13 protein-coding genes are annotated in these 13128 nt (G+C 66.0%); 2 read left to right on the forward strand and 11 right to left on the reverse strand.

Annotation, left to right across the window (positions count from 1 at the left end; translation table 11 throughout):
- A complete protein-coding gene (locus tag I6F12_RS05665) occupies positions 1-990 on the forward strand; it encodes an ABC transporter ATP-binding protein (protein ID WP_057029968.1) in 990 nt (329 codons plus the stop codon).
- Complete coding sequence (locus I6F12_RS05670; protein ID WP_225155690.1) at positions 987-1979, forward strand: oligopeptide/dipeptide ABC transporter ATP-binding protein; 993 nt, start codon at positions 987-989, stop codon at positions 1977-1979. The genes I6F12_RS05665 and I6F12_RS05670 overlap by 4 nt, the downstream gene beginning before the upstream one ends.
- A 249-nt stretch (positions 1980-2228) precedes the next feature.
- Here the strand turns inward: I6F12_RS05670 and I6F12_RS05675 are convergent, their stop codons facing one another.
- The 11 genes from I6F12_RS05675 to I6F12_RS05725 form a co-directional block, all read right to left on the reverse strand.
- A complete protein-coding gene (locus tag I6F12_RS05675; protein ID WP_225155691.1) occupies positions 2229-2516 on the reverse strand; it encodes a YciI family protein in 288 nt (95 codons plus the stop codon).
- Between the two features lie 76 nt (positions 2517-2592).
- Positions 2593-3567 (reverse strand): sugar ABC transporter substrate-binding protein, encoded by a 975-nt coding sequence (locus I6F12_RS05680; RefSeq protein ID WP_036005202.1) that lies wholly within the window; start codon positions 3565-3567, stop codon positions 2593-2595.
- A 41-nt stretch (positions 3568-3608) separates the two neighbouring features.
- Positions 3609-4586 carry an ABC transporter permease gene (locus tag I6F12_RS05685; RefSeq protein ID WP_225155692.1) on the reverse strand — a complete coding sequence of 326 codons (978 nt, stop codon included), beginning with the start codon at positions 4584-4586 and terminating at the stop codon, positions 3609-3611.
- Positions 4583-5533: an ABC transporter permease gene (locus tag I6F12_RS05690; protein ID WP_225155693.1), complete on the reverse strand. Its 951-nt coding sequence runs from the start codon at positions 5531-5533 to the stop codon at positions 4583-4585. Before I6F12_RS05690 ends, I6F12_RS05685 begins: the two co-directional genes overlap by 4 nt.
- Positions 5526-7049 (reverse strand): sugar ABC transporter ATP-binding protein, encoded by a 1524-nt coding sequence (locus I6F12_RS05695; protein ID WP_225155694.1) that lies wholly within the window; start codon positions 7047-7049, stop codon positions 5526-5528. The genes I6F12_RS05690 and I6F12_RS05695 overlap by 8 nt, the downstream gene beginning before the upstream one ends.
- Positions 7050-7059: 10 nt before the next feature.
- Positions 7060-8454 carry an FAD-linked oxidase C-terminal domain-containing protein gene (locus I6F12_RS05700; protein WP_225155695.1) on the reverse strand — a complete coding sequence of 465 codons (1395 nt, stop codon included), beginning with the start codon at positions 8452-8454 and terminating at the stop codon, positions 7060-7062.
- Positions 8455-8514: 60 nt separating this feature from the next.
- Positions 8515-9399: an intradiol ring-cleavage dioxygenase gene (locus I6F12_RS05705; protein WP_225155696.1), complete on the reverse strand. Its 885-nt coding sequence runs from the start codon at positions 9397-9399 to the stop codon at positions 8515-8517.
- Positions 9400-9413: 14 nt separating this feature from the next.
- Positions 9414-10316: an NAD(P)-dependent oxidoreductase gene (locus tag I6F12_RS05710; RefSeq protein WP_225155697.1), complete on the reverse strand. Its 903-nt coding sequence runs from the start codon at positions 10314-10316 to the stop codon at positions 9414-9416.
- A gap of 20 nt (positions 10317-10336) precedes the next feature.
- Positions 10337-11701 carry an amidohydrolase family protein gene (locus tag I6F12_RS05715; RefSeq protein WP_225155698.1) on the reverse strand — a complete coding sequence of 455 codons (1365 nt, stop codon included), beginning with the start codon at positions 11699-11701 and terminating at the stop codon, positions 10337-10339.
- 4 nt (positions 11702-11705) lie between these two features.
- Entirely contained in the window at positions 11706-12785 is a 1080-nt protein-coding gene (locus I6F12_RS05720) for a maleylacetate reductase (protein ID WP_225155699.1), read from the reverse strand.
- The gene (locus I6F12_RS05725) at positions 12782-13105 is read right to left on the reverse strand and encodes a Dabb family protein (RefSeq protein ID WP_225128953.1); all 324 of its coding nucleotides are present in this window, start codon (positions 13103-13105) and stop codon (positions 12782-12784) included. Before I6F12_RS05725 ends, I6F12_RS05720 begins: the two co-directional genes overlap by 4 nt.
- Between the last annotated feature and the right edge of the window lie 23 nt (positions 13106-13128).

Raw genomic sequence — 13128 nt, forward strand, 5'->3', positions numbered from 1 at the left:
ATGGCTTTGCTCGAAGTCGAGAACCTCCAGACCCATTTCCGCACGCCCGGCGGCATCAACCGCGCGGTCGACGGGGTATCCTTCCATGTCAACGAGGGTGAGACGCTCGCCATCGTCGGCGAGTCCGGTTGCGGCAAGTCGGTGACGTCGATGTCCTTGATGCGGCTGATTCCGGAGCCGCCGGGCCGGATCGCAGGCAGCATCCGCTTCGCGGGCAGGAATCTGCTGAAACTGTCCGATCGCGAGATGCGCGCGATCCGCGGCAACGACATCTCGATGATCTTTCAGGAACCGATGACGAGCCTGAACCCGGTGCTCACCGTCGGCCGCCAGATCCGCGAGACCTTGATGATCCATCAGGGCCTCGACAAGCAGGCGGCGGAAGCGCACGCGGTGGAGATGCTGACGCTGGTCGGCATTCCCGAGCCGAAACGGCGCGTCGGCGAATATCCGCACCAGCTGTCCGGCGGCATGCGCCAGCGCGTGATGATCGCGGTGGCGCTGGCCTGCAATCCGAAGCTTCTCATTGCGGACGAGCCGACCACCGCGCTCGACGTGACGATCCAGGCGCAGATCCTCAAGCTGATGCTGGACCTGAAGCGCCGGGTCGGCGCCGCCATCATCCTGATCACCCACGATCTCGGCGTCGTCGCCGAGATCGCCGAGCGTGTCATGGTGATGTATGCCGGCCGCAAGGTCGAGGAGGCGCCGGTGGCCGAGCTGTTCCGTTCCCCGCGCCATCCCTATACGCAGGGCCTGTTAGGCGCGGTGCCGAAGCTCGGCTCTTCGCTCGCGGGCACCGCGACCCGCCTTGCCGAAATCCCGGGACAGGTGCCTGATCTGCGCAAGCCGATCACGGGCTGCGTCTTTGCCGGGCGCTGTGCGCTCGCGACCGATCTGTGCCGCCAGTATGCGCCGGGGCTGGAAGAGAAGGGCCCCCGCCACATCGCTGCGTGCCATTACGCCGCCAAGGGAGCGATCGCGGCATGAGTGTTCCGCTGCTCCAGGTCAACGACCTCAAGAAGCACTTTCCGATCAACAAGGGCCTCTTCGGACGGCAAACCGAATTCGTCTACGCGGTGGACGGCGTCTCCTTCGAGATCGCGCGCGGCGAGACGCTGTCCCTGGTCGGCGAGTCCGGCTGCGGAAAATCGACGGTCGGCCGCGCCATCCTGCGGCTGTTCGAGATCACCTCGGGCCAGGTCATCCTCGATGGCCAGAGGATCGATGACGCCGCACCGGGCACGATGCGCCAGATGCGCCGCCGCGTGCAGGTCGTGTTCCAGGATCCGTTCTCCAGCCTCAATCCGCGCATGCGCGTGCGCGACATTCTCGCCGAGCCGATCCGCAATTTCGGCCTCGCCAAGTCCGCAGAGGATCTCGAGGTCCGTGTCACATCACTGATGGACACGGTGCGCCTGCCGCGCGAGGCGCTGAACCGCAGGCCGCACGAATTCTCCGGCGGCCAGCGTCAGCGCATTGGCATTGCGCGGGCGCTGGCTGCCGAGCCCGAGCTGATCGTCTGCGACGAGGCGGTCTCCGCGCTGGACGTTTCGGTCAAGGCGCAGATCGTCAATCTACTGCAGGATCTGCAGCGCGAGTTCGGGCTCGCGCTGCTCTTCATCAGCCACGATCTTGCCATCGTCGAGCACATGACCCATCGCGTCGCCGTGATGTATCTCGGCAAGATCGTCGAGGTGGCTCCGCGCCGCGAGATCTTTGCCGCGCCAAGGCATCCCTACACCAAGGCGCTGCTTTCGGCCGTGCCGCTGCCGGAGCCCGGAGCCCAGCGCAATCCCATCATCCTCAAGGGCGACGTGCCGAGCCCGATCAATCCGCCGAAGGGATGCCGCTTTCACACCCGTTGCCCGTTCGTGTTCGATCGTTGCCGGACCGAGGAGCCGACGCTGCGCGCGACGGGACCCGAGCAGTGGGTGGCGTGTCACCTGGAAGAGGCTGCGCCGGCAGTCAGCGGTTAGGGACCTGACGCCAGTCCGCGTCGCACACCGCGCCGACGCTGGGCAGGTGCCTGGATGGCGGGCGCAACTGACATCGGGTGATGATTACATTATGCCCCTGTTTTGCCCGGCGAGTCAAAATCCACCGCCGATCCGGGTCGGCATTGGCCTCGGATGCGAGGTCGCGCGGTGCATCGGAAATTCGTAAGCGAAAACAAGCTCCGTTCTACTGTGCATGGGGTTGTTTTCGCACTTTGTCGTGGCGGACCCTCAACCCTGCCGGCGCGAGAAGCCGGTGATCGTCACCTTGTCCCAGATGCCGGCCGCGGCAAACGGATCGGCGCGATTGAAGGCCTCGACCTCGCTACGGCTAGGGGCCTCGATCAGGAACAGGCTGCCGATCATGGTCTGGCCGTCGTCGGAGACGAGCGGACCGGACATCACGATCTTGACGCCGAAGCGCGAGGTGTCGCTGAGGAAAGCCTTGTGGGCATCGTAATTGGCGAGCCGGGTCGGCAACGCGCCGGTGCGGTCGAGGGCGTGAATGGCGAACAGCATGCTGTCTCCGTTTCTTGGCTTCATTCTTGGGACGGCCGCGGGCTGCGGCCGTCCGGTCTTGATGTGGGGGGATGGCCTACTTCGCGCTGAGCTTGCCGGCGTCCTCGAAGGTGGGGCAGGTCCGCTGCTCCAGCGGCACGTCGAACGGCCCGTAATTGTCCTTGGTGATCACCGTCGGCTTCAGCACGATCTCGCTGATGACAGGCTGGCCCCGCAAGGAGCGGATCGCCATCATGGTGCCGAGGCAGCCTTGCGCAAAGCCGTTGTAGTCGCCGCTCGCCAGCAGCTTGCCGGACTTGATCGCGTCGATCGCCTCCTTGGTGCCGTTGATGCCGATCACCTGCGCCTTGCGGTTGGCACCGTCGAGCGCCTCGATCGCGCCGACCGCCATGGCATCGTTGGCGGCGAGCACGCCGTCGATCTGCGAATTCGACTGCATCAGGTTTTCCATGACCTGGAGCGCCTGCAGCCGCTGATAATTGCCGGGCTGCGAAGCCAAAAGCTTGGCGCCGGGGGCTTCCTTCAGCGCGTCGTTGAAGCCGCGGACGCGGTCGACATTGGTTAGCGAGCCCTTGACGCCTTCGATGATGACGATGTTGCCCTTGCCGCCGAGCGTCTTCAGCAGGAAGCGCGCGGTCTCCAGCCCAAGGCTGTAATCGTCGGCGCCGACGAAGGACAGGAACTTGCCGCCGGCCGAACGGTCGGTGATGTTGACGACCGGGATCTTGGCTTCGTTGATCTTCTCGACGCCCGGCACCATCGCCTTGTAGTCGACCGGCGTGAACACGATCGCGCTCGGCTTCTTCACCACGACGTCCTCGATCTGACTGAGCTGCTCGGGAATCGAGTCCGGCTTGGTCGGGATGTATTGCAGCGTCTTCGCGTTCAGCACCTTCGCCATGTTGTCGGCGCCGACCCGCACCGTCTGGAAGAACGGATTGGTCTGGTTCTTGGTGAAGACGGCGATGGTCTCGCCGTCGGCACGCGCCGCAGTGGTGAGCGCAGTCGCCATCAGCAGCGGCAGCGCCACATAGCCAATTGTCTTTCTCATATTGCCTCCATCCCTCATTTTGCTTGTTGGATTGCTGGAACTCATTGCGCGCGGCGGCGGGTCTTCATGTCGAGCCAGACCGCGAGAATGACGATGACGCCGGTGACGAGCGGCTGCCAATTGGCGCTGACCGCGAGCAGGTTCATGCCGTTCAGCACCAGGGTCAGGATCAGCGCGCCGATGAAGGTGCCGAACACGGTGCCGACGCCGCCGAACAGCGAGGTGCCCCCGATCAGAACGGCCGCGATCGCCGGCAGCGTCAGGCTCTCGCCGATGTCGGCCTCGGCCGAATTGAGCCGCGACAGAAAGATGATCGAGGCAAGTCCCGCCATGGTGCCTGAGACCGCGTAAACCAGCAGCAGGCGCCGCGCGACCGGGATGCCGGAGAGCCTTGCGGCGACCGGATTGGCGCCGATCGCATAGATCTCCTGGCCCCAGACCGTGCGTTGCGCGAAGAACGTCCCGATCCCGAGGAACACCAGGAGCAGATAGACCGGAATGGGCAGGCCGAACAGATAGCCGCTGCCGATCTGGCGGAAGCCGGCGGGGAAGCCGTGCAGGGTCTCGCCCGCCATGTACCAATAGGTGAGGCCGTTCAGCACCCAGAGCATGCCGTAGGTGGCGATGAAGGAGGGAATGCGGAGCGCCGTGACCATGATGCCGTTGATCAGGCCGACGATGCCGCCGCAGGCTAGCCCGGTGAGGATGCCGAGCGCCGGCGAGCCGGTCTGGTGGATCACGGTGCCGGCGAGGCAGGCGGACAGCGCGACATTGGCGCCGACGGAGAGATCGAGGCCGGCCGTGAGCACCACCAGCGTCAGGCCGGAGGCGATGAAGAAGGTCAGGCTCGCCTGCCTCAGCACGTTGAGGATGTTGCCGAGGGTCAGGAAGGAATCGCTGAGCACGGCGAGCACCGCGCAGATCAGGAACGCCGCGAGCAGGCGATAGAACAGCTGGACCGCGTCCTGCGACAGGAAGGAGCGGGGCGGCGCGATGGCGCCCTTGGTGATGTCGGTCATGTGCGGCTCCTGAGGCCGTCGAGGAACAGGGCAACAATGACGAGCACGCCGACGCTGGCGACCTGCACCGAGGAGGGCAGCGAGATCAGGTTCAGCCCGTTGCGCAACACGCCGACGGAGAGAACCCCGAGCAGCGTGCCGAGCAGCCAGCCATTGCCGCGCTCGAACGAGGTGCCGCCGACGGCGACGGCCGCGATGGCATCGAATTCGAGACCGAGGCCGGCGGTGGGATGGCCGGAGTTCATGCGTGCGGTCATCAACAGGCCGGCGATGCCGGCCATGGCGCCGCCGATCGCGTAGACCGCGATCAGCAGCCTGTTGGGCGAGAGGCCGGCGTAGCGCAGTGCCTCGCGGTTGCCACCGAGCGCGAAGATGTAGGTGCCGAAGCGGGTGTGATAGAGCAGGCCGTGAAAGGCCGCATAAGTCACCAGCGCCATCACGATCGGCACGGGAATGCCGAGCAGCGTCGCCGAGTAGATGTCGCGCACGCTGTGGGGAATGCCGACCACGCTCTGGCCGTCGCTCACGATCAACGACAGGCCCTGCGCCATGCCGAGCGTGCCGAGCGTCGCGACGAAGGGCGGTATCCCGAGAATGGCGACCAGCCAGCCGTTGGCGACACCAAAGGCCGTGCCGACCAGAAGGCCGGCACCGAGGCCCAGCAGCATCGACTTGGTCGCGAGTGATACGATCGCGACGCAGAGCGAGGTCAGCGTCAGCACCGCGCCCATCGACAGGTCCAGCCCCTCCGTCATGATGATCAGCGTCATCGGCAGCGCGAGCATGGTCAGGATGGTCGACTGCACCAGCACGTTGGAGAGGTTGGCGACCGAGAGGAAGCCGGGCGCGATCGCGCTGAACAGCGCGATCAGCAGCACCAGCACCATGGCGACGCCGGGAATGCGCTGCAGCGGATTGGGCTCCGAAGCGACTGCGACCTCACGCATGATGCATCCCCAATCGCACGATGTTCTCCTCGGTCAATTCGTTGCGTGTCAAATGTCCGGCGATGCGCCCCTCGCGCATCACATAGGCGCGGTCGCAGACATGGCAGATCTCGACCTGCTCGGACGAGATCATCAGCGCCGCCGCGCCTTCCGCAACGAGGCGGTCGATCAGCGCGAAAATCTCCGACTTGGCGCCGATGTCGATGCCGCGCGTCGGCTCGTCGAAGATGAAGAGCTTCGAGCCGGCCGCCAGCCATTTGCCGATCACGACCTTCTGCTGGTTGCCGCCCGAGAGCAGTCCGACGGTCTGGCGTGCGCTCGGTGTCGCGATGCGAAGCTGCCGGATCAGACCGTCGGCGGTCCGCTGGGCCGAGCGTTGGTCGAATAGGCCCCTCGGGAACAGCTTTTTCAGCGCCGACACCACCAGATTGTCGCTGACGGATCGCAGCAGCGCGAGGCCTTCGCTCTTGCGGCTCTCCGGGATCAGCGCGATGCCGCGGCGGGCGGCGAGATCCGGCTCGCCGGAAATGCTCTTGCCGTCGAAGATGATCTCGCCTGACGTCACGGGATCGGCGCCGAAAATGGCGCGGGCAACCTCGCTGCGGCCGGAGCCGACCAGGCCGCATAGACCGACGATCTCGCCGCGGCGCACCTCGATGTTGATGTCGGAGATGCCGGTGGGCGCGGAGAGGCCCTTGACCTCGAGCAGCACCTCGCCCGGCTTATCGGCGAAATTCCGCGGATAGGTCATGTCGACGTTGCGGCCGACCATCATGCGCACCAGCTGGTCCGGCGTGACGTCGGCAGGCCGGACGCCATCGATGCGTCGGCCGTCGCGCAGCACGGTGATGCGGTCGCCGAGCGCAAACACCTCGGCCATGCGGTGCGAGATATAGACGATCGAGACACCGTCGGCCTTCAGCCGCGCGATCAGTGCAAACAGCAGCTCGGTCTCGCGGTCGGACAGCGCCGCGGTCGGCTCGTCCATGACCAGGATGCGGGCGTTCTGGCTGATCGCCTTGGCGATCTCGACCATCTGCTGCTGCGCGACGCCGAGCTTGTCGACGGTGGTGGCGGGATCGATGTCGAAGCCGATCGTGTCGAGCACGCGCTTGGCGTCCGCCAATATCCTGCGGCGGTCGATGGTGCCGGGAATGCGGCCCTTCGGCTCGCGTCCCAAGAAGATGTTCTGGGCGATGTCGAGATAGGGGACGAGAGAGAATTCCTGGAAGATCACGGCGATGCCGAGCTTCTGCGCATCGGCGGTCGTGGAGATCGCGACCCGTTCGCCGTTGTAATAGAACTCGCCGGCGTCAGCGCGGTAGGCGCCGCACAGCACCTTCATCAGGCTCGACTTGCCGGCGCCGTTCTCGCCCAGCAGCATATGGACTTCGCTGGGGTAGACGGCAAAGGAAACGTCGTCCAGCGCCTTGACGCCGGGAAACTCCTTGCTGATGCCGCGCAGCTCCAGGAGCGGCGTGGGCGAGGTGACCTCGATCGGGAGCGCGTCGCTCATGGCTTGTTGCTCATGTTTTGGCTCCGCCAGCAAAGATCTTTCCGGGGTTCATCAAGCCGTCGGGATCGAGCGCCGTCTTGATCGATCGCATCAGATCCACGGCCTCGCCGAGCTCATCGGTGAGATAGTCGATCTTGCCGAGCCCGATGCCATGCTCGCCGGTGCAGGTGCCGTCCATGGCGATGGCGCGCGCGACCATGCGGGCCTGCAGCGCCTTGGCGGCTTCGGCCTCCTCCGGTTTTGCCGGGTCGATCAGGATCAGCATGTGGAAATTGCCGTCGCCGACATGACCAACGATCGGCGCGGTGAAGCCGTGCGCATCCGCATCGCGTCGTGTCTCGGTCAGGCATTCGGCGAGACGCGAGATCGGCACGCAGACGTCGGTGATGACGGCGCGCGCGCCGGGCCGCAGGCCGAGGCCGGCGTAGAGCGTGTTGTCGCGGGCGTGCCAGAGCCGGCTGCGGTCTTCCTGCGCCTTCGCCCAGGCAAAGCCATGGCCGCCATGGTCGGCGGCGATCGCCTGCGCGGCTTCGGCCTGCTCGGCGACGGAAGTCTCCGAGCCGTGGAATTCGAAGAACAGGGTGGGGGCCTCGCGATAGCCGAGCTTGGCGTAGGCGTTGATGCCGCGCATCATGACGTCGTCGAGCAGCTCGATTCGAGCTACGGGGATCGCGGACTGGATTATGGAGATCGCGGTGTCCACGGCATCGTGCAGGGTGTCGAAGCTGCAGACCGCGGCCGAGATCGCCTGCGGCACCGGGTGCACCTTCAGCGTGATCTCCGTGATGACACCGAGCGTGCCTTCCGCGCCGACGAACATGCGCGTCAAATCATAGCCGGCCGCCGATTTGCGCGCGCGGCGGGCGGTGCGGATGATGCGCCCGTCGGCCAGCACCACCTCGAGTGCCATGACGTTGTCCTTCATCGTGCCATAGCGCACCGCCATCGTGCCGGAGGCGCGCGTCGAGGTCATGCCGCCGATCGAGGCGTCGGCGCCGGGATCGATCGGGAAGAACAGGCCGGTATTGCGCAGCTCCGCATTGAGCTGCTTGCGCGTAATGCCGGGCTGCACCACGACGTCCATGTCGCTGTCGTGCACTGCGAGAACCTTGTTCATGCGCGCGAAGTCGAAGCAGACGCCGCCGGCGACCGCAGCCGCATTGCCTTCGAGCGAGGTGCCGGCGCCGAACGGGACGATCGGCATGCCTGCGCCGGCGCAGAGTTTGACGATCTCGGCGACCTCCTGCGTGGTCTCTGGAAAGACCACGATGTCGGGTGGCAGGTTGTGATAGTGCGACTCGCTCTGCCCGTGCTGATCGAGCACGCCGCGCGCGACGCTCGCACGCGGACCGATCATGCCGGTGAGGCGCTCGGCCAAAATGCCCGTGGAGACCCGCGGTCCCATCCTCAGCTCCCTGTCTCCCCGATCGCGGACTCTTGCCGGTCCGCTGCGTTGCCGTCCGGCTTAGGCGGCTCTTGCGTTGCTCGCAACCTGCTTCAGGCCGAAATCATAGTTGAGATGAAAATAGTCGTGCTCCACCATGCGACCATCCGGCGCACGGCCGGCGGGATGACGGACGAAGTCGCGGATCAGGCTGTCCTTGACGCCGAACACCACGTCGCTGTCGAGATATTGGTCGCCGGCAACGAAGACGTGCGTCACCAGCTGCTCGAAACCTGGCGCTGAGATCATGAAGTGCACGTGCGCCGGGCGCCAGGGATGGCGTCCCTGCACTTCGAGCATCTCGCCGACCGGCCCATCATGCGGAATCGGGTAGGCGGCCGGCTTGATCGACCAGAAATGGAAGCGGCCGTTGGCGTTAGTGTGGAAGCGGGCGCGCATCGCGAGATCGCCGATCTTGTCGAGCTGCTGTACGTCGTAATAGCCGTCGTCGTCGGAGTGCCAGACGTCCACGATGGCACCGGCGAGCGGCTTCCCGTCCACGGTCGAGACCGAGCCGGTGACCAGCATGGGATCGCCGTCCATCGGCCCGGAGATGTCAGCGCCGCTGTCCTTCTCGGGCGCGGCCTGGACGAAGAACGGGCCGAGCACCGTGGTCTCGGTCGCGCCTTCGGGCACAGGATGGTTGATGGCATCGACCAGCATGGAGACGCCGAGCGTGTCCGACAGCAGGATGAACTCCTGGCGCTTGTCGTTGCACATATGCCCGGTGCGGGTCAGGAAGTCGATGCCGTACTCCCACTCCTTCTGGGTCGGCCGCACCTCGCGGACGAAGGCATGCAGATGCCGCACCAGCGCCTCGCTCACCTGCTTGATGCGTGGATCGGTCGCGCCCGCGATCCGCTCCAGCACGGCGTCCGTGATCGTGTTCTCGTTGAAGTTACGCATGTGGATCTCCGCGATCAGAGTTTTGGTTCGCCGAGGCCGGACAGCCGTTCGAGATGCTTGACGGTCGCAATGAAGTCCGTGTCGCCGTCGCCCTGCGCGACCAGCGCGCCATAGGTCTCGCGCACTTGCGCGGCGAGCTGCAGCGGCACGCCGACGGCATGGCCGGCGCCCAGGATCAGGTCGAGATCCTTGGCCATCTGCCTGCAGGAAAAGGTGGACTCGAAATCGCGCGTCCGCAGCGGCGCGGTCTTGTACTTCACCATGGGGGAGGCAACCGCGCTGTCGTCGAGCACCTTCAAAATGTCCTGCCAGGCAATGCCGCCCTTGCGCGCCAGCGCCAGGCTCTCGGCCATCATCGCCGCCGACACCGCGATCATCAGGTTGACCGAGAGTTTTGCGTAGCGCGCTTCTTCGGCGGGGCCGAGATAGGTCTGAGCGCGGGTGAATGCGGTGAACAGCGGCTTGACGCTCTCGAAGGCGTCCTTCGGCCCCGAGACGAAGCAGGTCAGCGCGCCTGTGTGCACGATGCTGGCATTGCCGGAGACCGGCGCGCGCAAATAGGCAATGCCACGCGCCTGCGCGGCGGCCGCAACCTCAGCCGAGGCGTCGACACTCACGGTGCTGGTTTCGATCAAGACGGCACCTTGTGCCATCGCGGCGATCAGGCCGGCGGAGCCGAGCAATGCGCCGCGCAAAGCGGCGTCGTCGGGCAGGGACGTGATCACAGCGGCCTTGCCGCTCACGGCCTCGGCCGGCGAGGCGGCAATCGCAATGCGCTGCGCGCGTGCGTCGTCGATGCGCGCCGGGCTCTGGTCGAACGCGGTAACGGCAAAGCCCGCCTTGGCGACGAGCACCGACATCGGCAGGCCCATCTTGCCGATCCCGATGAAACCAACTGTTTTCAGAGCGTCAGTCATTGTTCTTGTCCATTGGCGCCTCAGGCGGCACGTCCCTGTCGTTCAATATCCTGCACCAGCCGCCGGCCGGATTGCGCCAGCAGCTCCTTCTTCGTCTCGAGTCCCTCGACCAATAGCCGCCCGTTCTGCTTCTTCCAGGCACCGCCGATCATGACGGCCTCGATGTTGGCGAGGCTCGTCTGCATCACGACGGTTGCGACGGGATCATGCACTGGATGGAGATTGAGGTCGGAGGCGTTGATGATGACGAGGTCGGCGAGCTTGCCCGGCGTCAGCGAGCCGATCTGGTGCTCGCGGCCGAGCATGCGGGCGCCTTCCGTCGTGATCCAGCGCAGCGCTTCGCGCACGGGAATCGTGGTCGTCGCCGGAATGGCGCCACTTGCTTTGCGCGATTCCGCATTGTCGAGCGCCCGCTGCATCGAGAGCGCAACGCGCGCGACGGAGAGGAGATCGCCGGCCAGCACGGATTCGAGATCAATCCCGACCGTCGGCCGCACGCCGCGCTTCAGAAGGCGGCCGGTGATCGGAAAGCCATGGCCCTGGATCATCTCGTTCTCGGGCGTCACCGAGAACGATACGCCGAGATCGACGAGACGATCGAGCAGATCATCCGGCAGATCGTTGCCGTGGACGATGTTAATGCCGGGGCCGACGAGGCCGGCCTCGAGCAGCTTCTCCCAGCCGCCGGGCGTCTTGGCCGGACCGCCGCCCTGATGCATCGATGCGATCAGCTTCAGCTCCCGCGCCAGGCGGAAATCGTGCATGGCGACGTCGAGCGTCGAATAATGCGGACCGAGGATGGCGAGCCCGAGCGTGACGAGGCCGTCGCGGTCGGCGAGGGGCCCGGCCAGCAGCCGCTCGACCTCACGGCGCGGATGCGGCACTTCCGAGAAATGCGGCTCGCCCGGCTTCGGCTCGGGCTTCGGCGAGCCGTGGAAGAACGCGGCGCGGACGCCGCTTTCGATCAGGCCGCGCACGGCGGCGTCGGTATGATCCGGCGTCGGGTTGTTGTGGCACCAATCGACCAGCGTGGTGACGCCGTGATTGATCTGGTTCAGCGCGCCGACGAGGGTTGCGATGTAGATATCGTCGGGCCGGAACACGGTGGCGAGGCCCGCATGCATGCGGCGGAAATATTCCAGCAGCGTCCAGTTCGCGGCAAAGCCGCGCAAGCCGGTCTGCCAAGTGTGCATATGTGCGTTGATCAGGCCGGGAATGACGATGCGGCCCGTGCCGTCGACGACCTCCGTGTCGGCCGCAGCGTCGATCGACGGGCGCACGTCGGCGATCCGGCCGCCCTCGACCAGCACATCGCCGGTCGAGAGATCGCCGATCGCGTCATCCATGCTGATGACGGTGGCGGATCTGATCAGGGTGCGCCGCATCGCTTCAAGCTGCCGCTTTGATGGCGCCGGGTGGTTCGCCGGCCCAGGCGCGTGCGATCAAGTCGCGAATGGCGCCACGCTCGAGCGGGCGCGGATTCCAGTAGGCATTCGTGACTGCGAGGTCAGCCGCCTTGTCGATCCCGCCCTCGGGCATGCCGACATCGCGTAGCGCGACCTTCGCACCCAGCCGCTTCGCAAGTTCGAAAAGCCCCCGAGCTGCATCGGCTGCCCCGATCGCGCGCGCGATCCGCACCATCGCGTCGGGCACGGCCGGCGCGTTGTAGGCCAGCGCATGCGGCAGCACGATGGTGTGCGTTTCGGCGTGCGGCAGGTCGAAAGTGCCGCCGAGCGTATGGCAGAGCTTGTGATGCAGCGCCATGCCGACAGTGCCGAGGCAGACACCGCACAGCCAGGCGCCATAGAGCGCCTCAATGCGGGCCTCCCGATCGTCGCTCCTGGCGACAATGGCGGGCAGGGCGCGCGCCAGCGCGCGGATGCCTTCTTCGGCCATCAGCGAGGTGACAGGGTTGGCGTCGCGCGCGTAAAGCGCCTCGACCGCATGGGCGACCGCATTGATTCCCGAGGTCGCGGCGAGGCTCGCCGGCAGCGTCAGGGTCAGGTCGACGTCGTAGATCACCGTCTCCGGCAGCACGGCTGCATCGCGCACCGTCGTCTTTAGTCCGTTCTCGGTCTGGCCGACGATCGGCGTCATCTCCGAGCCGGCATAGGTGGTGGGGATGCAGAGCTGGTTGACGCCGGTGCGCAGGGCCAGCGCCTTGCCTAGCCCGGTGGTCGAGCCGCCGCCGAGCGAGACGACGCAATCGGCCTCGCATGCCTTCATTGCCGCGAGCGCGCGGTCCGTGACCTCGACCGGCGTGTGCATGGTGGCGCCGGAAAAGATGCCGGCATAGAGCGGGCCGAGCGCGGCTCCCAAGCTCTTGCCTTGTGCCTCCTGCTGCGGCGTCGTCAGCACCAGCGCACGCTTGCCGCCGAGCCGCTCGACCTCGGCCTTGGCTGAGGCAAGCGTGCCGCTGCCGAACACGACGCGGCAGGGCAGGTTTTCGAAGGTGAACGAGCCGATCATGCGCCGGTCTCTTTGATGGGATAATCGACCTGGAAGCGCCCGATCCGCAAGTCGCCCAGCGCCTCGCGCACGCGCAGATGCTCCGGGTGGTTGGCATAGGCGGCGAGCGCCGCCGGGTCGGTGAATTCGGAGAACAGCACCACGTCGCAAGCATAATCGACCGCGCTGACGTCCATGCCGACTTCGATATGGGTGAGGCCGTCGATCCGGCCCTTGAGGCCCTCGAACAGGGTCTTGACCTTGAGCCGGGCGGCCGAGCGCTCCTCAGGGCTCTCCCCGCGCAGTCGCCACATCACGATGTGCCTGATCGGGCCCGACATTTCCTGATTTCCTCGCCTGCAAT

Source organism: Bradyrhizobium sp. IC4059, assembly GCF_020193615.1.
Lineage (GTDB): Bacteria > Pseudomonadota > Alphaproteobacteria > Rhizobiales > Xanthobacteraceae > Bradyrhizobium > Bradyrhizobium yuanmingense.